The organism is Glaciecola sp. 2405UD65-10 (genome assembly GCF_048820975.1).
GTDB lineage: Bacteria > Pseudomonadota > Gammaproteobacteria > Enterobacterales > Alteromonadaceae > Glaciecola.
The window spans coordinates 99980-126150 of the sequence record NZ_JBMEUF010000004.1 but is presented as its reverse complement, the minus strand read 5'-3'; the positions used below and the strand labels follow the sequence as shown (position 1 = coordinate 126150).

Below are 26171 nucleotides of genomic sequence, written 5' to 3'. Positions count from 1 at the left end.
AAGCCCATGCGAGAGTAGCACATCCGCCCTTGCCGGTAACCGGGACTCCTATAGCCTTTAATTAAAGAGCAGAAACCCGCATAGCATACGCTAGCGGGTTTTTTTACGTCTGCACAAAAGTGATAAGCATTAGCGGCGACGCCATTTCGCCTTTGCTTTTATACATTTTTGGTATTCAAGCATCTAATACTTCTAAATTCAAAATAGTGCTTTGAGTTACAAAGTAAATTACTTTTAAATGCACGTAAGCTAATTACAAATTATTTGCTGTTTTCACAGGTAATGAGGTCAATCATTATGGACTTACTCTATATCGATAAAGCAATCCCTAATGCGGGAGAGCTTAAAGAAATTATCCCTGGTATTTTCTGGCTAAGAATGCCTTTGCCTTTCGATCTTGATCATATAAATTTGTACCTAATCGACGATGGCGATGCAGGCTATGCCTTGATTGACACAGGCATAAGCACCGCGAAAGTAGAATCTCTTTGGAACGATATCTGTTCTCGTCTTGATAAGCCAATAAGCAAAGTCATTGTTACTCACTTACATCCTGACCATATTGGTATGGCCGGATTTTTAGTAGAAAAATTTCGTGTACCTTTTTATATGAGTCATGCTGAATACTTTACAGCACGAGCTTTATCGGCTGGACCAAGAGGAGCTAGTGATTGGCAAGATGATGAATATCTGGCAATGTGCGGCATGTCTGAAGACTATATTGGGAAAGCTAAAGCACGTAGAAGTAGCAGCCCTGGCTTGAGCCAAGTTATTCGCCCCATCCCTATACAATTTGAACGCTTACAAGCGGGTGATCTCCTGCAAATTGGAAACAGTAATTGGCGTGTACATATAGGACGAGGTCACTCACCTGAACATGTATGTTTGTACAATGAAGAAACTAAGATCCTTATATCTGGTGATCACGTGCTTCCGGGAATATCGCCGAATATTGGTGTTTATAGTACAGAGCCTAATGCCAACACATTAAAAATGTATTTAGAAACACTCCCTCCATTTTTGAATCTACCTGCTGACACTCTGGTACTGCCATCACACAAACAGCCTTTTTATGGTTTGCATCAAAGGATCAACGAGTTGATGTCGCATCATAAAGCACATTTAAAGAATTTAACTGAATTTTGTGAGAGCGGAAAAACCATTCAATCATGTTTAAAAGTATTGTTTAAGCGCGATCTAAACGAGCATAATATGTTCTTTGCTATAGCTGAGGCGTTTTCTCACCTTAATTACTTATATTTTGAAGGATATTGTTCTCGTGATAAGAATGAACATGGTCAATACATTTTTACAAGTATTAAGCAGTTCTAGCCTACATCCATGCAGGCTTGTACTTGGCTACAAAATTTAAGGCAAAATTGCTATGGTTTTTAGCAGTCTGGCTTGGCATAAACGGAATTTTATAAGCGCCTGAGGCCAGAACGAAACGCAAGCTAGCTAAGTTGTTACGTTTCATAAATATACTTTGAATAAACGATACTTGCTGCAATTTCGCTACTGGAAATACATAGTAGTTAACACCAAGCAGCCCTTTGCGTATATACACGAAGTTCTCACTAAAATAGTACCCCCAGCGGCGCCATCTTTGATAAACCATTAGCGCAAGCAGAATAATAAAGCCTACAATAATCCCAAAAGCGGCTAGTGGGAGCTTGTTTACATAAGCCACAGCAAACAATACAAGCCCAATTGGTAAGACTATCGTCATGAGCATTCTCAGTATAAAACGTTTTGAAATAGCCTTGAATGGAATCGATTTAAATGCCTGTACTTCAAATGCGTCTTGCACCAAAGCTGCAGATTCAGGCAGTGTGACAGAGGGGACCATTAATTTGTTTGCGCTATTGATGTTCCCAGCCTGCGCATTTGAGTTATAACCACTGGTGTTTTGTTCAAACTGTAGGTTAACACGCTTAATCAATACATCTAGCCAATCTTGTTGTTGAACTGCTATTTGTATTCGACTAAGGCGCATACTGACTTCATGTTTGCTTAATAAACCGCTGCGTCGAACGTAGCGGTCACCTTGCTTGCTCAAGCGATATTTATAATAAACAAAAATAGAACCCACTACTGATATTGATACCATAACAAGCATTAAAAGCATGGCGATCGATAAAACGTGAATGATAAACAGACCAATACTCTGATTTTGATAATCTAAGTAAGCCGCAATATCAAAACCAAATGAATTTAAAAAGCCGCCTAAATTATCGGTAATGCTATTGTAGAATGGAGCTAGCGCACCTAATATTATCCAAACACGATTATTTGAGATTCCGTGTATTACTAAATCTTTTATTGAGCGTTCATTCAACAATACTTCTTTGTCTACATCACTTGTACTGTTGTCTTCCTTATCATTGTTAGCTGCAACGCTTGAAGATACATCGCCTTGTTTAATCTGCATAATGAGTTGCTTAAAAGAATCAGCTAACAATAAGGGGATAGCTATGATTTTAGCTTCTTGTTTAGCAGAGCCTGCTGTATCTAATTCAATATATGCATATTGTTTAAATCGATAATAGAGTGGTTGAACAATTTTGACGTTTTGAATTTTATTAAAGGGAAGATCCAAATGTGACTTTTTAAACACGCCCTGTTTTATTTCAACCGCTTTATCGCTAAATTTATAAAAATAGAAGAAATAGTTTAAGACGCTGCTTATTAAAATAGCTAGAAAAGCCGCAAGTACGACAAAAAATGCTATTTCTATATTGTTTTTTACCTCGTCAAAATTTAGCGCTAAAATGGGCAGCATATAAACCAAGCTATTGCCAATCCCCCATGTGGTCTTAGCAAAAAAATAAACGATAGCTAAAGGGGAAACCCTCGACCATTCCTGAGTTTTAAAAGCCTCAAGTGAATCTTGTTCTATTGTTTCGCTAACAAGCTGTTTACTCATCGGCGGCTAAATCCTTATGATTCAAAACAAATTGGCGAAGTTTAATCGCATCTTCATGTTCCAAGCCAGGTATATTAAAAGTGTATGAGGCTCCGCCTGCACTGAATACTTGAAGTGTTGCTAGATTATACTTTCTCTCTATGGGGCCGCGCTTTAATTCTACGTGTTGAATTCTAAGAATAGGTTGGCTCACTAAGCTTTTAAAAAGCCAACCTGATTGAAAGTTTATATCGTGTTCTCGAACCACGTATTGTTTGAGTGGGTCTGCAAAGTAATGATAAATAATTGACCAACTAGCAAGAAAGATAAAAATCCCTGCTAACGCATAAGCAATAGGGTTGTGCTTATCTGATATCTCAAAAAATAAACCAGAAAATACTAAGCCCAATATTATGAGTGCCACGCCCCAAAATAATACCGTGGTCACTATATTCATACGACGATATTTAGGTGATAGCATAGTAAAATTTAGTGAATCAACCGATAGAATCCCAGGGTTGACCGGCTCGTTTGTGAAAACCTGTTCATTCAACATGGTGTCGGATTCTATCGGGTGTTGATCAGGCAAGCTTGGAGTGGGTTCTTGTGACAATTCTATCAGCCTCTATAATTTTTATTTGACTAGTAAACCTGAGGCAAGAGGCTTTGTAAAGTGCTTAGTTGTAAGCAATTACTACACGATTTCTACCCTTATGTTTAGCATCATAAAGTGCGTCATCAGCTCTTTTCACTATTTGTAATACAAGCTCATCTTTGGTTGGGCTAACTAAGCCGACACTTGCGGTGGTAACTTGCGATAAGTCCATTGATTCACCAATACTTAATAATTGCTGTGAAAACTGTATGAACACCTCATTGGCTTGCTTTAATGGAGTATTTGGTAATATGAATAGGAATTCCTCTCCGCCAATTCGACCAACAATATCTGATTTTCTAAATTTCTCTCGACAGAGCTTTCCGAATTCTAGCAATACTTTGTCACCCACTTGGTGGCCGAAGGTATCGTTTATTCGCTTAAAGTGGTCAAGGTCAAGAATGGCTACGCAGTATTGCTGCTCACTTCTTGCAAATAATTGTTGATGGTGTTGAAGTAATTCAAGCGTGCGTGCTCTTGAATGTAAGCCAGTTAACTGATCAGTGTGAGCTAATTGTTCGAGGTGATTTCTGTGTTTTCTACTGCGTAAGAAAAGTAGAAGCATGAGTATAAATAAACAAATAAATAGACCCATTACCACTAGGTACAATGTACTTAAGGTTTGCTTTGTCTCTAACTGCATTGTTTTCCATTCATTTTCTTGCTTTAGTTCTGCATTTTCTTTTTGTTGAATATTGAGTTGAAAATTTGCATGCATGTCGAGCATTCGTTTTATTTCATTTATAGGTTGAACTAAAAGCCTATCTTTTACAATATTCTGCATCACTAAGTAAGCGGCTTCATATTCATTTAACTGGCTTAGTAGATCAGCACGTTGTAACTGCAATGATTGATACAAAACAAAGGGTAATTGCCCATTGCTTGAAAATTCAAAAGCTTCTACCAACGCGGCAATGGCTTTATCCATATTATTTTGCTTCATATGCGCCTTACTTGCTAATAAACGCAAGTTAGCCAGTGCGACTGAGTTACTAGGGGGGGTTAGGCTTTCTGCTTCACTAAGCGCCGTTAAACTCGCATTTATGTTACCTTTCTCTAACTCCATTTCTCCTCGAAGGCGAAAATAATAGGCCTTTTGGTCTACATCAGCATTAGATTCCATTTCATAAGCTAAATTGTTAAGCAGGGTTTCTGATTGCGACATCCGATTGGTAGCGATAAAACTTTCAAGCATAAGCAGCTGAATGCCAATAATGTTGCTCACATCTTTTTGCTCTGTATACCTATTCAAGGCCTGTTCGGCATAACTAAGTGCAATAACATGCTCACCTCGAACCTGATGAATATTTGCTATCTTGTAGGCTACCTTGGCAACCAAATCTTGTTGGTTAGTGTTCATGGCCAACCGAAATGCAAATTGCAGATCTTGTAATGCCGCAATGTTTGCACCTGAATTTTGGTCAATTTCAGCACGCGCCATTAGTTGCTGTATAAGTTGGCGAGGGTTATTACTAAAATTAGTTTGATCTATTTTTGCAGTAATGGCTGCTCGCGCTTCAGCTCTAGAATTATTTGGCCGTATTATTTGCGACGTACTGACTTTATTTGCGCTTTGCGTAATTTCTTTTTCGGGGGAGCTCTCTTGCGCTAAAGCGGGGCGAAGCGTAAGTGTCACAATAATTGCAAACATATAAGCGCCTCGCAAAATACTATGCGCCATTAAAAAGGATATGTTTTTTGTAAATGATTGACTACTTTTCTTCATTTGCTCGATTCTTTGTACCTTTGATAAATAGACAAATTATACTTAAACCAAGTAAATTATTGACTAATAATAAAGGAAGATGTGCTTACTACATACACTTCAGCGCAATTAATTACGCAGAGCATTCTTTTTTATACACTTGTCGCTTTTTCTGTAACAATAGCTAAATAAGAAAACTTAAGACATTTTGATCATAAATTTGGACCTTCATTTGCAATCATTACAACACCTGCATACATTTTCGTTGCCTACTTCGTGCAATGACATTCTGACCTTTGATTCAGTAAATAGTTTAACTAAACTATTAGAGTCATTACATAAATCGCCTTACATAATATTGGGCGAGGGCAGTAATACCGTTTTTACAGAAGACTATTGTGCCACTGTTTTGTTAAATCGCATAAAGGGAATAACAATTAAAGATGACAAGACGCACTATCTTATAAATGTAGGCGCGGGTGAAAATTGGCATCAGTTAGTAGAACATTGTTTGCGTAAAGGTATAGGCGGCTTTGAAAATTTAGCGCTTATTCCGGGAACCGTTGGCGCGGCCCCTATTCAAAATATAGGGGCCTACGGTGTAGAAATTGAACGTTTTATTTTTAAAGTAGAATATTTAGACACTTTCACTATGACGAAAGCTTCTTTCTCTCGCGAAGAGTGTGCCTTTGGTTACAGAGACAGCGTATTTAAAAATCAGAAACAGAATGAGCGTATTATTACGAGTGTAATATTTAAATTACCTAAGCAATATAAGCTTGAAACATCTTACAGCCCACTTAATACCTTAAAAACACCAAGCGCTTTTGATATTTTTGAACAAGTTATTCGCACTCGAAACGAAAAACTACCGAAGGTAAGCGAGTTTGGCAATGCAGGTAGTTTTTTTAAAAACCCAGTAGTAAATCAGCATGTGCTTGAAAACATAAAAAGTCGTTACCCAAAAGTCCCGGTTTTTAAAGTTGAAGACTCAGGCGCATCTAAACATACATTATTTAAAATTCCAGCCGCGTGGCTAATTGACCAACTAGGGTTTAAAGGGAAAGAGCTTGGCGGTATAGCTTGCTATAAAAATCAACCCTTGGTCTTAGTTAACTTGGGTAGAGGTACAGGGGCGGAGCTATTACTGTTAGCTAGGGAAATACGCGACAGCGTAAAAGCAACGTTTAACATTACCTTAGAAAATGAAGTAAGACTTATAGGTAAAGAGGGACTCTTAAGTTTATGAAGCGAGCTCAAAGTAAACAAGCGATACAAGAAATTCGCAGCGCATTGTTACTAATGCTTAACGATGCAGAGTTTCATTCAGGAGAGGATTTAGCAGACGCGTTTTCACTTAGTAGGAGCGCCATTTCCAATCACATTAAGGCTCTTTGTGAATTAGGTATTGAAATTTATAGTGTTAAAGGCCGTGGTTACAAGCTTTCCTTCCCTATTGATTTATTAAACGCTAGTTTAATTGCACAGTATTTACCTGCAACAAAGCATCACTTACTACAAGTAGAAAACCTGGTTACATCAACTAATGATTTAGTTAAGCAATTGCAACCGAGTACCGAAAAGGGACATATAATTTTAGCCGAGGCGCAAAGTGCTGGCAGAGGGCGGCGCGGACGAACATGGGTATCTCCATTTGGAAGTAGCTTGTACATGAGCATGTTATGGCGTTTTGAGCAAGGGTACCAAGCTATGTCGGGCTTAAGTTTAATGATAGGCGTAGTGCTAAACAATACACTTCAACAAATGGGTGTGAAAGGCTGCCAATTAAAATGGCCAAATGATGTTTATTTTGAAGGAAAAAAGTTAGCAGGTATTTTGATAGAGGTTGAAGGACAAGCTGGCTCAAGTACTTCAGCTATTATAGGAGTAGGCTTAAATGTGAACCTACCTAATGATGTATCAGGCATTGACCAAGCATTTACAGACTTATCGCATATTAGTGTTAAAAAATTATCTAGAAATGAATTAGCGGCAAGGTTTATAGAAAATTTATGGAAAGCACTGCCCCAATTCGAAGCGCAAGGTTTGCATCCGTTTTTAAATGATTGGCAAACATCTGACTTGTTTTTCAACAAACCTATTAAACTATTAATGGGAGACAAAAGTGTTCAGGGGATTAGCAAGGGAATAGACGCTAGTGGCGCATTGTTACTTGAAAGCGCTGGAACAGTTACCGCTTACCATGGAGGCGAAATTAGTGTCCGCTCCGTTTAGTTTATTACTCGATGTAGGCAATACCCACATAAAGTACGCTTGGTATTGTGAAAATCAGCAAATTTCAGATTTACAAATAATGCGAACAACCCTAGATGGGCTAAGCGCTTTGTTATGCGATGCATATAGTTGCTACGTTTGTTGTGTACAATCAAATGACATATTAAATGCTATAAGTAAACTGTGTGATGACGCCAGCGTAAAATATACCCACGTTAAAACGCAATCTGAACAATTTTCTATTACGAACGCCTATAACAACCCTAGTAATATGGGAACAGACCGCTGGATGGCTATAATAGCCGGAGGGGCCTTGAGCGAAAAGAATTACCTAGTGGTTGATGCAGGTACAGCTATTACTTGTGATTTTATAATTAACAAAGTGCACAAAGGTGGTTGGATAGCCCCGGGCTTAAATATGGCTCGCCAAGCCGTAGTTGAAAAAACGAAAAAGGTATTTGATCAGGAAATATCGCTTCATAATTTACAAACAGGCACCGATACGCCCGATTGTGTTGCGCATGGAGCACTTGCTCAAATAACCGGAATGTTGGCTCAAGCAAAATTAATTATGTTTGAGTATGGCAGTTATTTCGATATTTTCATAAGTGGAGGTGACGGCGCATTATTAATTTCAGCCTCTGATCAACTTCACTCTTCTTCTGTTCGTGCAAAAAAACAGCACTTAAACAGTGCCAGTGCAAATAAATTCAAAAAAGATGTAATTTTTTCGACAGAATTGGGCTTCACCTATTATCTCGAAAATTTAGTTTTAGTGGGCCTTGCTCGAATTGCACAGGATGATTTCGCGACTAATGTTTAATTTTGAGTCAAAATCGGCGTTAATTATCGCCAATTGAAAATTAATTTAAAAAAAACGTGTTTTTTTGTCATTTACCTCTTGCAGGAATCTAATTCTTCCTCTAATATCCGCACCCACTTGATGCAGTGCCGACTTAGCTCAGTTGGTAGAGCAACTGACTTGTAATCAGTAGGTCGCCAGTTCGATTCCGGCAGTCGGCACCATCAATCTCTGGAGGGGTACCCAAGCGGTCAACGGGAGCAGACTGTAAATCTGCCGGCTCAGCCTTCGCAGGTTCGAATCCTGCCCCCTCCACCACTTTTTTGAAAAAGAAGGTGTTCAGAGAATTTTCGGGAATGCGGACATCGTATAATGGCTATTACCTCAGCCTTCCAAGCTGATGATGCGGGTTCGATTCCCGCTGTCCGCTCCACGTTGCTGATATGGCTCAGTTGGTAGAGCGCACCCTTGGTAAGGGTGAGGTCGGCAGTTCGAATCTGCCTATCAGCACCATTCTTTGACACTTCTTTATAATTTATTAACTTTGCTAGGAAAAGATAATGGCAAAAGAAAAGTTTGAACGTACGAAACCGCATGTAAACGTTGGTACTATTGGCCACGTTGACCACGGTAAAACGACGCTAACAGCAGCAATCACTACAGTTCTAGCAAAGACTTACGGCGGTGCAGCGCAAGCGTTTGATCAAATCGATAACGCTCCAGAAGAGCGCGAGCGTGGTATCACAATCGCAACTTCTCACGTTGAATATGACACCCCAACACGTCACTACGCACACGTAGATTGTCCTGGACACGCCGATTATGTTAAAAACATGATTACTGGTGCAGCTCAAATGGACGGCGGTATCTTAGTAGTAGCTGCTACAGATGGTCCTATGCCACAAACACGTGAGCACATCTTGTTAGGTCGCCAGGTTGGTATTCCTTACATGATCGTATTCATGAACAAATGTGACATGGTAGACGACGAAGAATTACTAGAATTGGTAGAAATGGAAGTTCGTGAACTTCTAACTGAATACGAATTCCCTGGTGACGACTTACCAGTAATCCAAGGTTCAGCGCTTAAAGCCCTAGAAGGCGAAGCGGAATGGGAAGCTAAAATTGTTGAGCTAGGCGAAGCCCTAGACACATACATCCCAACGCCAGAGCGTGACATCGACAAGCCATTCATCCTTCCAATTGAAGATGTATTCTCAATTTCAGGCCGTGGTACTGTTGTAACAGGTCGTGTTGAGCAAGGTATTGTTAAAGTAGGTGAAGAAGTTGAAATCGTAGGTATTAAAGATACGGTTAAGACTACTTGTACTGGTGTTGAAATGTTCCGTAAACTTCTAGACGAAGGTCGCGCTGGTGAGAACGTTGGTGTTCTACTACGTGGTACTAAGCGTGAAGACGTTGAACGTGGTCAAGTACTAGCTAAGCCTGGTTCAATCAACCCACACACTAAATTTGAAGCTGAAGTATACGTACTAAGCAAAGATGAAGGCGGACGTCACACTCCATTCTTCAAAGGCTATCGTCCACAGTTCTACTTCCGTACAACTGACGTAACTGGCGCTGTAGAGCTTCCAGAAGGCGTAGAGATGGTAATGCCAGGTGATAACCTTAAGTTCGTAGTAGAGCTTATTGCACCAATCGCGATGGACGAAGGTTTACGCTTCGCTATCCGTGAAGGTGGCCGTACCGTAGGTGCTGGTGTTGTTGCTAAAATCTTAGACTAATTTTAGTCAAGTAATTTTAAAAAGCCGCTCAATGAGCGGCTTTTTTTATGCCTTTCATTCACGTTTCAATTTCATAACACCGCTTGCCGCTTTCGATAAAACCGACTAAGATAAAAAACAATCCATCTATAAGAGATTGATACTCACATGCTTCTCGAATTATTTCCCGCCTTAATTACAGCATTAGCTGTAGATTTCTTTATCTATATTACTGGCGTTGCAGTATTAAAAAGCTTAAGTTTTGGCTATTTAAAATATCAAATATTTGCGCTTAACGAATATAAAGCCGCTAAAAAATTACACAAACGCGCTTGGTATATTCCTTACTTAACGGGGATACTGTTTTACATTGCGCTTGTTTCAGTCATTGTGTGGTTTTTGCAAGCTTAAAATCAATGGCGCCCTTTGCTATTAGCAAAGTAATTATTCATAAATATTAGTTTACATAACAATAAATAAAGCCACCCTTCACAGGACGTAATAATGAAAACGACACAGAAAATCCGTGGTACTAAGCGCAATGGATTAATATTTGGTGCACTTCTTCTTAGCGCATCGCTATTATCCTTAAGCTTTAGCCACGCTCAAGATATACCTTCAAAGCGATTCACAGCTGAACGAGTATTTGATCTAGAGTACGCAACAAGTCCACAAATATCTCCTGATGGTAAACACATAGTATATGTGCGCCATAGTATGGATATAATGAAAGATTTAGACAAAGGTTCACTTTGGATAATAGATACTAAAACCGGTGAACAAAGGCCTCTGGCCCCTAATTTTTCAGCAAATAGTGCGAGTTGGTCACCTGATGGTTCTAAGATTTTGTTCACAACAAGTAATAATGGACAGTCTGAAATTCGCCTCATGTATGTTGATTCTGGAAATAGCTTTTCTTTAGCGCAACTACAAGCAAGCCCCTCAAATATATCGTGGTCTAAAGATGGCAGCATGATTGCATTTAACATGTTTGTAGCTTCTAAAACGCCATCATTTGCTAAACCTATGTCGCCACCTGAAGGAGCAAAGTGGAATCCACCTGTTAATGTGATTGATAACTTGGTTTTTCGATTTGATGGAGCAGGGTATTTAAAAGAAGGCGCGAACCAAGTTTTTACCCTTCCCATAGGTGGCGGCACACCTCGCCAAGTCAGTTTTGAAGAAACAAGCCTTTCTAATCCAGAGTGGCTTGACCCTGACACTTTATTGGTAACAGGAAACTTAGCTGAAGATAGTGACTTAGATCCTATTGAAAGTGAAATATACGCATTAAAACTTTCTGACTTTTCAATAAAAGCACTTACTACACGTGATGGCCCAGACAATAGCCCAGTCGTTTCCCCTGATGGAAAAATGATTGCTTATACTGGCTTTGACGATAAAGTAATGTCATACCAGCAAAGCGATTTATACCTAATGAAGCGAAACGGTGAAGAACAAAAAATTCTGGCTGAAGACTTTGAAGGGACATTCGAATCAATTAGTTGGACGTCTGATAGTAAGTACATACTAGCGCTTACGCAAGACCATGGCTTACTTTCACTTATTAAAGTAAGCCTATCTGGAAAGGTGAGTAAACTTCTCACTAATATTGGCGGAGAGTCTATTGGTCGTCCGTATGCGTCTGGCAGTTATTCTGTAAGTGCTGGGAGATCAGCACAGATTGCGTATACAAAAGGTTTCACTACCAAACCATCGGAAGTAGCGATTGCCAATATATCAGGTAAAAAAGAACGCATTTTGACGGACTTAAACAGTGATGTATTGCCCTATTTGGATATAGCGAAAGTAGAAGAAATAAAGGTTAAATCAAGCCATGACGGCCTAGAAATTGAAGCTTGGGTGGCTTTTCCTCCTGATTTTAAAGCTGATGCAAGTTATCCAATGATTTTAGAAATTCATGGTGGTCCGCATACTATGTATGGGCCAACGTTTAGTGCAGAAGTCCAGCGTTTTGCTGCAGAAGGCTATGTAACCGTTTGGTCTAATCCTAGGGGCTCTACCGGATACGGAGAAGATTTTGCGCAAGGCATTGACCTTAATTATCCGGGCTATGATTATAACGATTTAATGAGTGTAGTTGATGAAGTAATAGCGAGAAAATACGTAGACCCTGACCGTCTATTTGTGACCGGTGGTTCAGGCGGCGGCATTTTAACCGCTTGGATAGTCACGAAAACAAACCGTTTTGCCGCGGCAGCTTCCATTAAGCCGGTTATCAACTGGATGACAATGGCCTTAGCTGGCGATATTGCACAATACGTGCGTCGGCATTGGATACGCGCTGATCCTTGGTCAAATCCAGAAGCATTTTTGAAGCTATCACCTATTAGCTATGTTGATAAAATTGAAACGCCTACCTTGGTAATGGTGGGTGAAGAAGATTACCGCACACCAGCTTGGGAAGCGGAGCAGTTTTATACCGCGCTTAAAATGAATAAGGTTGATACCGCACTTATTCGTGTTCCCCTATCTCCTCACTATATAGCATCGCGTCCTAGCCGGCTAATTGCTAAGACTGACAACATTATGGCTTGGTTTAACATGTACGATACTAAAAAAGATGAAAGCGAGTAAATATTACACTTGCTAAGCTTCAATATTACAGTGATGCGTGCAGCTCATAGTTGTTAATGCATCACTGCATTTCGTATGCCTCTGTTTTGAAACGCTATTATGTACAATTTCTCTTTGGCAGATACTGGTACGTGCTTTGCTACTAGTAAGTACGACGGTTTGGAATCACGGATGTCGTGGCTACTGTGAGTAGTTACAACACTTATCGTAATTTAACTGAGGAGAATGTAATGAATAAAGATAGAATCGAAGGCAATTGGAAAGAATTAAAAGGCAAAGCCCAACAGCAATGGGGCGAGCTTACTAATGACGAACTTGACCAAATTGAAGGTAACCGAACTGAACTTGTAGGTAAGTTGCAGCAAAAGTACGGTAAAACCAAAGACGAGGCTGAGCGCGAAGTAGATGATTTCTTAAATAAACACTAAGCAAAGCTCTTTACCATACTGGCCGCTGGTACTGATGTTTCAGCGGTCAAATTGCTTACTAAGCGCTAGCGTAAAATTTACTAGGCTAGGATAGAATGCGTCAAAGCTCGTTTTTATTCGCTCCCTATTTTCGCCTACATACTCAAAAGCATGGTCAGCAAACACAATTTTGTATTTTAAGCGCTGCTCAATACTCTTGTATGCCCTTAAATAAGCATCCTGATTAATATAATCACCTAACCACTTATATTCTAGCAGACCACGCTTCACTCCATCGAAGTGCGGACTAATAGTTATGTCCTGCGTTGCTAACTCTTCATAAAATCCATTCAATATTGATTGTTGTGAACCCTTTGTGTATTGATGCCATTGAACACTTAAAAGATGATCAAAATAAATATCTATAATTACACCAGCCATACGTCGCAATTCATTAGGCATACTTGCTTTAAGCGCTTTGATATCAGGGTGTGAGTCGGTGAATGAATCTATTTTGCGATGTAAAAAAATACCTTGCTGTATGTGTATCGGTAAGGCTTGTAGATTTGTTCCTTTTACGAAGTCTCCTAAAAAGTTACCCAGCTTACTAGTACCAGATAAATGAGCTAGGTGAATATGGGCAAGGTAGTTCAAGCATTCTCCATTTTATAAAACTGCAAAAGCTTAAGTATAAATATACGGATAAATAAAACCATAGCCTAACAAAGTAATGGGTACCGAGAGTACGGTACTAATAGCAATAATTTGCGCCGCTAGCCCATGATTGCCCCCTATTTTGCGAACCATAACGTAGCTGGCCGCTGCAGTAGGGGACACAGCCATTAAGTATATAACCATTAAGGGCATGCCTGATACACCCAACTGCAAAGCCAAGAGTACTAGCACAAATGGGTACACAATGCATTTAACCGTTATACTTAAAACTGCAGATATGCCATTAGCTTTCATTGTGGAAAAGCGAAGCGCCGCGCCCGCGCACAATAGAGCTAGCGGTAGTGTGAGCTGTGCGAAATATTCTACACTGTTACTCATTATTGCCGGTATAGGCACTTGCAGAATTGACACTAGTAAGCCTAGTACTATTGATATAATAATAGGGTTAGTCAAAATGTCTTTTGTAATTTTGCTCCAAGAAGTTTGCTTATCTTGATAAACATTAAGCGCAACCACTGACAACACATTGTATAAAATAGTTAAGCCGCCCATATAAACCGATGCGTAAGCCAAACCTTCCGGGCCATAAGCGTTCGCACAGTAGGCCAAACCAATTATGCCCATGTTAGAGCGAAAAGCACCTTGAATAACTACGCCGCGATCTGCTTTTTGTTTAACAAGGTAGGGAACCGTAAACAACAGCATGGCAAATACGCCAAGAGTACCAATGAATCCTACCGAGATAACCGTAGCATCGCTTAATTGAGCCACCGAACTACTGCTAATGCTTGAAAATAATAGCGCAGGTAATGCTAAATTAAATACTAGCCTTGATGCACGCTCTATAAATTCGTCATTCAACGTACCGTATTTATATAAGCCATATCCGAATGCGAGCATTAAAATAACGGGCCCAATTACCTCAGCGGCAAAGCTTAAAAAGTTTAGTTCATTAGACATATGGGAAGAAGATTAAGAGCGATTAATATTGACTAGAAGTGTAGCCTTAACTGTGTTGAGTATAAACAAAAACTGCGCATTTAATTTGCGCAGTTTTTTTAAGGGGCATTTACATACTCAATAAAATTAGTTGCGCAGCTCCCGTCGCAGTATTTTACCCACCGTTGATTTAGGCAGTTCGTCTATTACATGAAATTCCTTAGGAATCTTATAGCCGGTCAAAAACTCTTTACAGTGAGCTATTAAATCGCCTTCTGTAACTGGCGAACTCACCGTTACATAAGCACAAACTCTTTCCTGGCTTTTGTCGTCAGGCTTGCCTATAACAGCGGCTTCAAGAATATTTGGGTGTTTAGCCAGTACATCCTCTATTTCATTAGGATACACATTAAAGCCAGAAACTATAATCAAGTCTTTTAACCGGTCTACTATTTTGATACAGCCTTCTGCCGTTCTAATACCTACATCGCCGGTTTTAAAGTAACCATTTTTAGTCATAACCTTGGCTGTTTCATCAGGCCGATTCCAATAGCCGTTCATTACTTGCGGGCCGCTAGCCGCAATTTGCCCTTCTTTACCATCTTCAACAGGTTCATCGTTATTATCAAGAAGTTGAATATCGGTTTCGGTTAGTGGATAACCAACGGTGCCAAAAATTTCTTCTTTGGGAATATTAAACGAAAGAACAGGCGCTGTTTCAGATAAACCATAACCTTCGGTTACAGAACATCCCGTAGTATTTTCCCATAACTCAGCTGCCGACGAGGTTAACGCTGTTCCACCTGACATGGTTAATTTTAATTGGCTGAAATCCAATTGTTTGAATTTAGGATGTTGGCATAAACCCATAAACAAGGTGTTGATACCTGCAAAGGAGGTAAATTTATGTTGTTCCAAAGTATCAACAAAACTATCCATATCACGAGGATTTGGTATTAAAACAACTAAAGCGCCTTTTGCAAAGAAGGTCATCATACATACAGTAAATGCATATATATGATAAAGCGGCAAGGGGCATACTACTATTTCATTTCCTTCTTCTATTTTGGGGCCTAATCGGTCCAACATTTGTAAGCTGTTGGCCAGTACATTTAAATGGCTTAACTCGGCCCCTTTCGATACACCAGTTGTTCCCCCTGTATATTGCAAAATGCATGCTTCATCAATTTTAGTTGCCGGACGCTGAGGAACATTACACGATGAAACCGAATCAAATATATGTGCATAGCAAGGGTAATCGGTACCCGTAATTACCTCATTGGTCAGTAATTGGGTAGGGGAAGTCACTATAACACTCGCCACATCTACAGAATCTTTGATGCTTTCATATTTAGGTAAAAAGTCAGCCAATATAACCAAGGCCTTCGCGCCGGAATCTTTAAACTGATGCTGCATTTCAGACGATGTATATAGCGGATTGGTGTTCACCACTATTAAGCCTGCGCGCAAAGCACCATAAACAGCAATAGGATGTTGTATTAAATTAGGAAGCTGAATTGCAATCCTATCACCGGGCGCTAAATCGGTGTTTTCTAGTAAATAATTTGCGAACTTAGCCGATAGCTCGTCAATTTCGGCGAAGGTTTTAGTTTGCCCCAATGCATTATATGCAGGGCGATTAGCGTATTTTTTGAACGTTTCTTCAATATAGTCAGCTAGGCTGTGGATGTGAGTAGGGATCAGTTGTGATCTTTGCATTTCAAAAGGTATCCTTCATATCTTATTTGCTTAAGTCAATGAGTTAAATATAAGCATAGAAAAATATCTTTTAACACCTATTTTACATTTTAAGATCATCAAACTTATGATGCTTGTGCTATCAAAATGATGAATAATTTATAAAATTGCCGCACTCGGCTAATTAAAGTACTTTATTTGCGGCGCCACTGATGCTGTGTTTTTCGAAAATGCGTAAAGCATAAGCCGCCTATAAGCCCGGCTAATACTTGTAAACTTATTCCAAAAAACGAACGGGCGCCAGCTAAAAAGGTGATGTTCATAATTGGCTGCATTGCGAGTAATATCACGAGCATGGCACTTGCTCCTGCAAAGCTATATAAATAAAAGCTACGAAAGCGCGTGAACTTGCGCAGTAGCCATGCGCAGGTAAACGCAATCGATAAACCTAGACATACTATGGCACCATAGGTAGGTAATAGCCCCGCTAAATCTTGCAATGACATAGATAAACGATCGGTTAAAGAAATAGCCACATCTAGCTTTTGTAATTCTAAAAGTACCATTTGAGTATGAAACAAGCAGGCTATGACTGCACAGATTAAAGCTGAAATAGCGAAATGTAACAGTAACTTAGGGATTTTATTCATTTCATTTATGCTTGTGTTATTGTAGTGCTAATTAGCGTCTATAGTAGACTGACTTTTATCCTTGGAGCAAGCGTTTGATGAAACACCGCTTTGTAAGAATAAGCTTTATATGTTGTTTGGCACTCATTTTTGCGCCTGTACATGCAAAGCTCATAATGCGACCTGTAATCAATGAATTACCGGCGTCTTGGGCTATAGCGGTTTCGCCAGAACAACAGCTTTGGGTGAGTAATCGAAAGGGAGCGTTACGTCGTTATACTTTACAGGGTGAATTGCTGGGGCAATATGCCTTGGATTTGCCTGATTTGTATTACAAAGGACAAGGCGGGCTTATGGCAATTGCATTTCCCCCTGACTACGCAAAAACGAAGTGGATTTATTTATCGTACTCGTTTGGCAGTGATGCCAAAAACGGTTTAAAAGTGATTCGAGTGCAAGTTAACGACAACCCTCAACAAACACTTATTGAAACAATATTTGAACAAGAAGACTTACGTGATACACCCGTACACTATGGCGCTCGAATTGCCTTTTTGCAGGATGCGAGTTTACTAGTGAGTATTGGCGATGGATTTGATTATCGTGAACAAGCACAAAAAGACAACTCACAACTGGGTAAAATACTGCAAATTTTCCCCGATAAAGTGGTATCAACATACAGTAAAGGCCATAGAAATGCACAAGCATTTGCGGTGTTAGATGATGGTAGCGTGTTTTCGCATGAACATGGTCCTGATGGCGGCGATGAAATAAACCTACTTGAAAAAAGTGTAAATTACGGCTGGCCTATTATTACCTTTGGAAAAGACTACATTGGGGGGCTTATTTCTCCTTTCACCGAATATCCTAATATGCGTCAGGCAGATTTTGATTGGACGCCTTCCATTGCGCCCTCGGGCATGATTTATTATGCGAATGATCGCTTTGCTGAATTAAGCAATACTTTACTTGTTACGTCTTTAAAATTTCAACAAATGCACAGCGTTAAACTCACCAACGAACAAGCCATTAAAAAACCGCAACAAGAATCAATTTACTTTGCAAAAAGTGGTTACCGTTTACGTGATATAACGCAGTCATCCAACGGCCGCATATTTATTCTGGGAGACGGCAGCAATGCCAGCATCTTTGAAGTTATGCAAAGCAATTGAGCGCATATTCTAAGGCGGTAAATAGAAATGCTGAAGGCGTCCAAGAAATTGACAAATTTTTTTAACTATTTGGTTCAAACATGCGCTAAACTTGGCAAGGTAGTGAAAGGCCTACAATTTTTAGGGTTAATTAAGACATTAGTATAGCGCTCCTGTATTAACATTTAATTTTCAATTAAATTGATGAATAATGGCTATAACTGCTTAATTGCTTGTAAGCATTCATTTTTCGGCCGCAAATGTTATACTTTGCGCCCAAGATTTCTCAATGCTTGCAGTTTTGCTTGTATAATCATGCAAGAAAAAGCAATAAACAACAGCTTTGCAAGCCCACACATAGAGGATTATAAACGTGTTAGAAGACTATCGTAAACATGTAGAAGAACGTGCTGCAGAAGGCATTCCCGCTAAACCATTAAACCCTGAACAAGTTGCTGGTTTAATTGAATTGCTGAAAAACCCACCTGCTGGCGAAGAAGAATTTTTAGTTGAGTTGTTATCTGAACGTGTTCCCCCTGGTGTAGATGAAGCCGCTTATGTTAAAGCTGGTTTTTTGAGCGCGATTGCTAAAGGCGAAGAAAGCTGTAGTTTAATTAGCGCAGAAGCCGCGGTGCAATTGCTAGGTAACATGCACGGTGGTTACAACATTACTACCCTAGTTGAATTACTTGACAACAAAGACCTAGCTGAATTAGCTGCCGAAGAACTTAAGCACACATTATTAATGTTTGATGCCTTCCATGACGTTGAAGAAAAGCACAAAGCTGGCAACGCATACGCGACTGAAGTTATGGAGTCGTGGGCTGAAGCAGAATGGTTTACTTCGCGTGACGATTTAGCCGAAAAAATCACTTGTTCAGTATTTAAAGTTACTGGCGAAACCAACACCGATGATTTGTCTCCAGCACCTGATGCATGGTCACGCCCTGATATTCCTTTGCACGCTCGCGCAATGTATAAAATGACCCGTGACGGTCTTGAGCCTGAAAAGCATGGTGAAGTTGGTCCTTTAGCACAAATCGAAGAAATTAAAGCGAAAGGCCATCCTGTTGCATTCGTAGGTGATGTTGTGGGTACGGGATCTTCACGTAAATCTGCAACTAACTCAGTACTTTGGTTCTTTGGCGAAGATTTACCAGGCGTTCCAAACAAACGCGGCGGTGGTATTTGTATAGGTTCTAAAGTAGCCCCAATCTTCTTTAACACTATGGAAGACGCTGGCGCATTAGTTTTTGAAGCTGATGTTGAAAAAATGAATATGGGTGACGTGATTGACGTATACCCACTTGACGGTGTTATCAAAAACGCTGAAACAGGCGAAGTACTGGCTGAGTACAGCTATAAGTCAAAAGTATTGCTTGATGAAGTGCGTGCCGGTGGTCGTATCAATCTAATTATTGGCCGTGGTTTAACGCAGAAAGCGCGTGAATCACTGGGCCTAGAAACGAGTACTATTTTCCGCGTTCCAGAAGTACCTGCTAGCTCAAATGCTGGTTTTACACTAGCACAAAAAATGGTAGGTAAAGCATGTGGCGTTGAAGGTATTCGCCCTGGCACATACTGTGAGCCTAAAATGACTACAGTTGGTTCACAAGATACTACTGGCCCTATGACGCGTGATGAGCTAAAAGATTTAGCATGTTTAGGTTTTTCTGCAGATTTAACAATGCAGTCATTCTGCCATACTGCAGCGTATCCTAAGCCTGTAGATATAGACACACAGCACACACTGCCAGACTTTATTATGAACCGTGGCGGTGTATCGCTTCGCCCAGGTGACGGCATTATCCACTCGTGGTTAAACCGCATGCTACTTCCTGATACGGTTGGAACAGGTGGCGATTCACATACTCGCTTCCCTATGGGAATTTCATTCCCAGCGGGTTCAGGTTTGGTAGCATTTGCTGCTGCAACCGGTGTTATGCCGCTTGATATGCCAGAATCAGTGTTAGTGCGCTTTAAAGGTAAAATGAAGCCGGGTATTACCCTTCGTGACCTAGTACACGCGATTCCTTTATATGGTATTAAGCAAGGTTTATTAACCGTTGCGAAGAAAGGTAAGATTAATGCTTTCTCTGGCCGTATCCTTGAAATTGAAGGCCTTGAAGACTTAACGGTAGAGCAAGCGTTTGAGCTATCTGACGCATCAGCAGAGCGTTCTGCTGCAGGTTGTACCATTAAGCTATCTGAAGACTCAATTGCTGAGTACTTAACGTCTAACATTACTATGCTTCGCTGGATGATCAACGAAGGTTACGGTGATCCACGTACGCTAGAGCGCAGAGCTCAGAAGATGGAAGAGTGGTTACAAAACCCTAGCCTAATGCAAGCTGACAAAGATGCAGAATACGCAGAAGTCATTGAAATTGATTTGGCTGATATTGAAGAGCCAATCTTATGTTGTCCAAACGATCCTGATGACGCGAAAACTTTATCAGACGTGGCGGGTGACAGCATAGACGAAGTATTTATTGGTTCTTGTATGACTAACATTGGTCACTTCAGAGCAGCAGGTAAATTACTTGAGCAGTATGGCGGCACGTTACCAACGCGTTTGTGGATTTCTCCACCAACGAAAATGGATAAAGCGGTATTGATGGAAGAAGGCTATTACAATATTTATGGCCGAGCGGGCGTTCGTACTGAAATGCCAGGTTGTTCACTTTGTATGGGTAACCAAGCACGTGTATTAGCGGGTACTACCGTTTTATCAACGTCAACTCGTAACTTCCCTAACCGTTTAGGTGATGGTGCTGATGTATACTTATGTTCTGCAGAAATGGCCTCAGTAGGAGCTATTTTAGGTAAGATACCAAGCAAAGAAGAGTATATGGATTACGCAGATAAGATTGACTCTATGAGTTCTGAAGTATTCCGTTACTTAAACTTTGATAAGATTGAATCGTTCAAGAAAGCAGAAGACGAAGCGAAAGCTAAGATTATTCCAACATTGAATGTTGCCTAAGCTTTTAAACTGATGCAAAAGCCGGGTAACGAAAGTTCCCGGCTTTTTTTTGTTAAAAATTCTGCTTTTTCTTAAACAGCGTATCTTTTGCTCTCGCAAAAAATTACACTATTGAATAAGTATCAAACAGAATAATAAGAGAATAGCTATGTTGCCAATCCAAAACTTACTTAAGTGCTTTTTAGCACTGGCGTTAATGTTTAGTTATGTACATTCAAGTGTTAGCCAAAGCGCACCTGCGCCCAGCACGGAAAAACTAAACGCTAGCCAAAGCCTCGAAGCGGCAAAGGACGAGGGTAAAATTGAAATAAAAATGGGTGGTAAGCTTTTTAAAGTCGCGTATGCAGACGATGCTTTAGAGCGTCAGCTAGGGCTAATGTATCGCCGTAAAATGTGCGATGACTGCGGTATGTTATTTAAATTTGATAGTGTAAGGATCGGCAGTATTTGGATGAAAAATACTTACATACCACTTGACCTTGCTTATATCACCGAGGCGGGCGAAATAGTTGATATTAAGGCCTTAACACCCCATGATTTAACGCCCGTTAAGTCATCAAGCCCTGTGTTATATGCACTTGAGATGAATCAAGCTTGGTTTGCTCAGCAGGGCATAAAGGTAGGCGATAAAATAGAGCGCTTACCCTAACAAGCGCGAATATAATTTCAATAGCTTTTTGTGCAAAAGCTAATTTAAGGATTTTACATGCAAAACGAGTTAAACGTCGCTAAATTTGGCGGTACGAGCGTTGCCAATTACCAGGTAATTAAAAATTGTGCTGATATTGTTATCAATAACCCAAATACCAAGGTTATGGTGGTAAGTGCAGCCGCCGGCATCACAAATCATTTAGTGCTACTGGCTAATACGGCTTTAACCTCAGAGCAAATTAGCGATGTTATTGAAAACATACGTAAAATTGAGTTCGCTATTTTAAATGAGCTTAAGAATCCAAGTGAAGTAGAAGACAAGCTCTTTGCATTACTTAGTGAGCTTGAATCTTACGCTCGCCACGAGGAAATAAATTACAGAGATGATCTGAAAGACTCGCTTATGTCGATGGGCGAGCGAATGTCTTCTTTATTATGTGCGGCGATTTTGCGAGAAAAAGGCGCTAAGGCGATTAACTTCGACGTAAGAAAAGTGCTTCGTACCGATAGCAAATTTACTCAAGCTAGCCCTGATATCTCCAATATTCGAGTATTAGCTCAACAATTATTGCAGCCAGAAATTAACGAACAAATTGTAGTCACGCAAGGCTTTGTGGGCGCTGATGAACAGGGCAGAACCACTACCTTGGGGCGAGGCGGATCTGATTTCACTGCGGCATTGTTAGCTGAAGCATTAGAAGCAAAAACATGTGAAATTTGGACGGATGTTATTGGTGTTTACACCACTGACCCACGTATAACTGACAAAGCACGTCCTTTACCTGAGTTAAGCTTTGAAGAGGCGGCAGAAATGGCCACCTTTGGCGCGAAGGTTTTGCATCCAGCTACTATGGAACCGGCGTTACGTCAAAATATTTTAGTATTTGTAGGCTCAAGCAAAGAGCCTGAGAAGGGCGGAACTTGGATTAAACGTGACTGTGAGAGTGAGCCTGCATTTAGGGCTATTACCCGACGCAAAGACCAAGTGTTGGTCACTGTTAAAACGCCTAAAATGATGTATGCGCAAGGCTTCCTAGAGCGTGTGTTTAAAATAATTGCTAAACATGAATTAAGCGTAGATTTAGTGACCACCTCTGAAATAGCGGTGTCGTTCACGCTTGATAATCCACCAAACTCTATGTCTGAAAAAATGAACAAAGAAATATTAGTGGAGCTGAGCAATATATGCGATGTAAACGTAGAGCGCGATTTTGACGTAGTGACCGTTGTTGGCAATAACATGCACAGTGCAGCGGGTGTTTCCTCTCGAATATTCGCGGCGATTGGCGATTTTAATTTACGAATGATTTGCTTCGGTGCAAACGTTCATAACTTATCCTTTGTGGTAAGTAATCACCAAAGTGAAGATATTGTAAGGGTGTTGCACAAGGCTTTATTTGAGTAAGTCTCCCTAATGCCAAAAAGCGGTATGTTTAAAATAAAACATACCGCTTCTTTATGTCAAATGGTCAACGTTTATACTTTAAAACGGCCTATTGAATCTTGCAATTCGGCAGCAAGTCTTGCCACTTCGGCGCTTGATTCAGACGTTTGCTTAGCACCAACTGTTGTTTCTTCCGCTATGCCTACAATATTTTCTAATCGTTCACTTATTTGAGATGAAACCGTGTACTGTTCTCGAGCGGCTTGCTCAATACTCGTGCTTACTTCGTATGCGTTGTGAACTGCATCAGTAATTAAATTTAAGGCTTCACCTGCTAATTCGGTTTGTTCTACGCACAAGACAGTTTGTTCTTTACCTTGGTTCATCACAGCTACTGCTTTCTCAGCACCAGCTTGAAGTACCTCAATCATAGAGTTAATTTCTTGAGTTGAGCGCTGCGTGCGGCTAGCCAGCGTTCTTACTTCATCGGCAACTACAGCAAAGCCACGGCCCTGTTCTCCGGCTCGTGCAGCTTCTATAGCGGCGTTTAAGGCTAGTAAGTTAGTTTGGTCAGCTACCCCTCTAATTACATCGAGTATGCCACCAATGCTTGCACTGTCTTGATGTAGCTTGTTGATAACCTCAGCAGCTTCTTGCACGTCACTTGCTAGGACTTCAATTGTTGCTTTGTTCTTAGCAGAAATAGTTTTTACTTTTTCTGCTTCAACGTCTGCATGCTTAATTTGTTTAAGCGTGTCATCTGCGTTTGATGTGACCAATTCAGATGTAGTGTGCATCTCGGTAGTAGCCGCCGCTATTTGCGAAATTTGGTGTTTTTGATCTTCTATCGAAACGGTTGTTTGCGCGGTTATATCAGATGTTTGTCCACTGGCCGCGGCTAATTGACTCGCTCTTTGGTTGATAGAATTAATTAAGTCTTTTAAGTTGTCGATTAAGCGATTGCAATTTCTTGAGAGCTCGCCAAATTCGTCGTGTGAGGAGTCATCTAAGCGGTGGGTTAAATCACCCGATGAAGCTATAGTTAGCAATTCATTAACGCGATACAAGGGGCGAGTGATTGCTCTAACGCTTCTATAAGCAATAAAGGTCGCAATAGTTAAGGAAACAATAATCACTATTATAACAAAAACAGTAGAGCTAGATATTTGAGAATTAACGCTGCTGGCAATTTCTTTGGCTCTTAAATCGGCCAAACCATTTAGAGCAAATAATTGCTCTGAGGCAGCTGCAATTTTTTTATCAGATTCAGCGAGTAGTTGTTCGGCGGCATGTATTGCCTCTAGCTGCTTTACTTTAAGGCTTAAAATACTATCGCTGCCCTCTAATACTTCGCTTATTTCATTAAATAAGTTATCTACATCATCAAGTGTACCAGAGCTATCTTGGCCATTGGCAAGGCTAAGGATTTCACTAAACCTATCTTTAGACTGTTGAAATACAACAATAACTTCTTGGCGGCGTAGTTCGGCGCGTGAAAGCGTTTCAGTTTTAATATAGTCGGTACTTATACTTAAGAGTGTAAGCAAGTTTGACTCTAGTGGACCAGTAAGCTTAGCTACTTGTTGCAACTCAGGAGAATCATTAATCTCATCTAAGTCATTAAAATCAAGCAGCAATGAAGAAGCATCATCTATTTCCTCTTCTAGTGATGCGAGTTTGTCTTCCAAAGTCGCATCTAAATCAATATTTCGAATATGAGTTTCAAATAATTTGACGGTATTTGCACTGTACGAGGTATAAATTTCCTGAACTTTGCCCAGTGATTCATTCAATAAAGGTTGTTGGGCAACAACTTGGCTTAGCTCACTTATTGTTTTATCAAAATTGGATTGGGCTTGTTTATAAGCGCTTTCTTTCTCAATTACCGCGTCTTTGTTGTTGCTTACAAAGCCTTCGAAGGTGAGTCGCCCCATGTTTAAGAATGATGATTTTAGGTCGGCGGCCCCAGCTACGGTAGGTAAAGCTAGCTCACTTAACTCTTCAGAAGCCCCTCCCACTTTATTTACATTGTAAATTGACGAAACGCCTAACAAAAAAAGCAGCAAGCTAATGACGGTAAAGCCGCCAATAACACGCATTGCAACGGTTATTTTCATGATAACTCCAGAATAAATTTTAAGGCAAGCAGGGCTCGAAAGCGTTACGCCAATCTATAATAGGTTATCGTCCTGTTTCACAATAACTTTAAGCAGAAACCGAGATAGTTTCTTGGGTTTCAATACAGTATAAAGTCATTTTATTACCCCATACATAACCGGTATCTAGTGCAATGACTTTGGCAGGTGACGCTATTTTCTTGGGGACTTGACCAAGCAAAGAGGCCCAATGACCAAATAGAATGGTATCGTGTATGCTTGTTTTAGGATTATGTATATTAAACCAAGGTGATAGGTGGGCAGGTGCATTACGCGGATGTGTTTTAGTTGCAAACTCAAGCGCTAATGAGCTGTCAATATATCGCATTCGTGTGAGTGCATTGACTGAAAACTTTTCTTTTCCTTCGCTAGATAAATCTTTAGACCAAATATTAGGGTAATTGCCATACATTCGTTCAAAAAAAGCAGTAGGGTTTTTACCCTGTAATTGCTTTTGTACTTTTTTCGACATCTTAATAGCACGCTTCATAGACCAGCCCGGATATAAGCCAGCGTGTGCAATAAAAACATGTTTATCGGGTTGGATAGCAAGGGGTTTTTCTAGCAGAAAATCAACATAGGTATCGAATTTCTTAGATTTCATCAAAGCAGAAAGTTTATCTTGTGGCTTTACTTTACTTACACCATGGGCAGCTGCGAGTAAGTGTAAGTCATGGTTTCCTAATACAGTATCAAAATGAGCTCCCATGTCTTTAACAAATTCCATGGTACTTAAGCTGTCAGGCCCTCTAGCTATGAGATCACCAACCGCCCACAATTTATCTTTGTCAGGTCTAAATTTAGCCGACTTCAATAAGCTCTTTAATCCTTTGTAGCAGCCTTGAATATCACCAACCACATAATTTTTCAT

General features: G+C 40.2%; 21 protein-coding genes and 4 tRNA genes. 16 read left to right on the top strand and 9 right to left on the bottom strand.

Annotated features, from left to right (window positions below; translation table 11 throughout):
- Nucleotides 1–297: 297 nt before the first annotated feature.
- Nucleotides 298–1332, top strand: a complete 1035-nt coding sequence (locus tag ACOI22_RS17330) for an MBL fold metallo-hydrolase (protein ID WP_420673398.1) — start codon at nt 298–300, stop codon at nt 1330–1332.
- 1 nt (nt 1333) lies between these two features.
- Here ACOI22_RS17330 and ACOI22_RS17325 read toward each other — a convergent pair whose 3' ends face one another.
- The 3 genes from ACOI22_RS17325 to ACOI22_RS17315 form a co-directional block, all read right to left on the bottom strand.
- A complete protein-coding gene (locus ACOI22_RS17325) occupies nt 1334–2926 on the bottom strand; it encodes a PH domain-containing protein (protein WP_420673397.1) in 1593 nt (530 codons plus the stop codon).
- The gene (locus tag ACOI22_RS17320; RefSeq protein ID WP_420673396.1) at nt 2919–3518 is read right to left on the bottom strand and encodes a PH domain-containing protein; all 600 of its coding nucleotides are present in this window, start codon (nt 3516–3518) and stop codon (nt 2919–2921) included. The genes ACOI22_RS17325 and ACOI22_RS17320 overlap by 8 nt, the downstream gene beginning before the upstream one ends.
- Before the next feature lie 64 nt (nt 3519–3582).
- Nucleotides 3583–5211: a diguanylate cyclase gene (locus tag ACOI22_RS17315; RefSeq protein ID WP_420673395.1), complete on the bottom strand. Its 1629-nt coding sequence runs from the start codon at nt 5209–5211 to the stop codon at nt 3583–3585.
- 286 nt (nt 5212–5497) lie between these two features.
- Here ACOI22_RS17315 and murB point away from each other — a divergent pair, with 286 nt between their 5' ends.
- The 11 genes from murB (at nt 5498) to ACOI22_RS17260 (ending at nt 13052) form a co-directional block, all read left to right on the top strand.
- Nucleotides 5498–6514: a UDP-N-acetylmuramate dehydrogenase gene (gene murB / locus ACOI22_RS17310; RefSeq protein WP_420673394.1), complete on the top strand. Its 1017-nt coding sequence runs from the start codon at nt 5498–5500 to the stop codon at nt 6512–6514.
- Nucleotides 6511–7500, top strand: a complete 990-nt coding sequence (birA, locus tag ACOI22_RS17305; protein ID WP_420673393.1) for a bifunctional biotin--[acetyl-CoA-carboxylase] ligase/biotin operon repressor BirA — start codon at nt 6511–6513, stop codon at nt 7498–7500. Before murB ends, birA begins: the two co-directional genes overlap by 4 nt.
- Nucleotides 7484–8323, top strand: a complete 840-nt coding sequence (locus ACOI22_RS17300) for a type III pantothenate kinase (protein ID WP_420673392.1) — start codon at nt 7484–7486, stop codon at nt 8321–8323. Before birA ends, ACOI22_RS17300 begins: the two co-directional genes overlap by 17 nt.
- A 127-nt stretch (nt 8324–8450) precedes the next feature.
- Nucleotides 8451–8526: transfer RNA gene (locus tag ACOI22_RS17295), tRNA-Thr, on the top strand.
- Nucleotides 8527–8535: 9 nt separating this feature from the next.
- Nucleotides 8536–8620, top strand: a tRNA-Tyr gene (locus ACOI22_RS17290).
- Between the two features lie 40 nt (nt 8621–8660).
- Nucleotides 8661–8735: transfer RNA gene (locus ACOI22_RS17285), tRNA-Gly, on the top strand.
- A 4-nt stretch (nt 8736–8739) separates the two neighbouring features.
- A tRNA-Thr gene (locus ACOI22_RS17280) sits at nt 8740–8815 on the top strand.
- Nucleotides 8816–8862: 47 nt separating this feature from the next.
- On the top strand, nt 8863–10047 hold the full coding sequence (gene tuf / locus ACOI22_RS17275) for an elongation factor Tu (RefSeq protein ID WP_420671535.1): 1185 nt from the start codon (nt 8863–8865) through the stop codon (nt 10045–10047).
- 147 nt (nt 10048–10194) lie between these two features.
- On the top strand, nt 10195–10437 hold the full coding sequence (locus ACOI22_RS17270) for a hypothetical protein (RefSeq protein ID WP_420673391.1): 243 nt from the start codon (nt 10195–10197) through the stop codon (nt 10435–10437).
- A 93-nt stretch (nt 10438–10530) separates the two neighbouring features.
- Nucleotides 10531–12624: a prolyl oligopeptidase family serine peptidase gene (locus ACOI22_RS17265; RefSeq protein WP_420673390.1), complete on the top strand. Its 2094-nt coding sequence runs from the start codon at nt 10531–10533 to the stop codon at nt 12622–12624.
- Between the two features lie 230 nt (nt 12625–12854).
- Nucleotides 12855–13052 (top strand): CsbD family protein, encoded by a 198-nt coding sequence (locus ACOI22_RS17260; RefSeq protein ID WP_420673389.1) that lies wholly within the window; start codon nt 12855–12857, stop codon nt 13050–13052.
- A gap of 39 nt (nt 13053–13091) precedes the next feature.
- On the opposite strand, the gene ACOI22_RS17255 is transcribed toward ACOI22_RS17260, so the two are convergent.
- The 4 genes from ACOI22_RS17255 to ACOI22_RS17240 form a co-directional block, all read right to left on the bottom strand.
- Entirely contained in the window at nt 13092–13685 is a 594-nt protein-coding gene (locus ACOI22_RS17255; RefSeq protein WP_420673388.1) for an ACP phosphodiesterase, read from the bottom strand.
- A 30-nt stretch (nt 13686–13715) separates the two neighbouring features.
- Nucleotides 13716–14666 (bottom strand): AEC family transporter, encoded by a 951-nt coding sequence (locus ACOI22_RS17250; RefSeq protein ID WP_420673387.1) that lies wholly within the window; start codon nt 14664–14666, stop codon nt 13716–13718.
- Nucleotides 14667–14792: 126 nt separating this feature from the next.
- On the bottom strand, nt 14793–16364 hold the full coding sequence (locus ACOI22_RS17245; protein ID WP_420673386.1) for an AMP-binding protein: 1572 nt from the start codon (nt 16362–16364) through the stop codon (nt 14793–14795).
- Between the two features lie 173 nt (nt 16365–16537).
- Nucleotides 16538–16993 (bottom strand): hypothetical protein, encoded by a 456-nt coding sequence (locus ACOI22_RS17240; protein ID WP_420673385.1) that lies wholly within the window; start codon nt 16991–16993, stop codon nt 16538–16540.
- A gap of 155 nt (nt 16994–17148) precedes the next feature.
- Here ACOI22_RS17240 and ACOI22_RS17235 point away from each other — a divergent pair, with 155 nt between their 5' ends.
- From ACOI22_RS17235 to lysC, 4 genes are all read left to right on the top strand, one after another.
- On the top strand, nt 17149–18144 hold the full coding sequence (locus ACOI22_RS17235; protein WP_420673384.1) for a PQQ-dependent sugar dehydrogenase: 996 nt from the start codon (nt 17149–17151) through the stop codon (nt 18142–18144).
- Between the two features lie 352 nt (nt 18145–18496).
- Nucleotides 18497–21109, top strand: a complete 2613-nt coding sequence (acnB, locus tag ACOI22_RS17230) for a bifunctional aconitate hydratase 2/2-methylisocitrate dehydratase (protein WP_420673383.1) — start codon at nt 18497–18499, stop codon at nt 21107–21109.
- 148 nt (nt 21110–21257) lie between these two features.
- Nucleotides 21258–21758: a DUF192 domain-containing protein gene (locus ACOI22_RS17225; protein ID WP_420673382.1), complete on the top strand. Its 501-nt coding sequence runs from the start codon at nt 21258–21260 to the stop codon at nt 21756–21758.
- 57 nt (nt 21759–21815) lie between these two features.
- Nucleotides 21816–23165, top strand: a complete 1350-nt coding sequence (gene lysC, locus ACOI22_RS17220) for a lysine-sensitive aspartokinase 3 (protein ID WP_420673381.1) — start codon at nt 21816–21818, stop codon at nt 23163–23165.
- Nucleotides 23166–23236: 71 nt separating this feature from the next.
- Here the strand turns inward: lysC and ACOI22_RS17215 are convergent, their stop codons facing one another.
- Nucleotides 23237–25261: a HAMP domain-containing methyl-accepting chemotaxis protein gene (locus ACOI22_RS17215; RefSeq protein WP_420673380.1), complete on the bottom strand. Its 2025-nt coding sequence runs from the start codon at nt 25259–25261 to the stop codon at nt 23237–23239.
- An 88-nt stretch (nt 25262–25349) separates the two neighbouring features.
- Entirely contained in the window at nt 25350–26171 is an 822-nt protein-coding gene (locus ACOI22_RS17210) for a symmetrical bis(5'-nucleosyl)-tetraphosphatase (RefSeq protein WP_420673379.1), read from the bottom strand.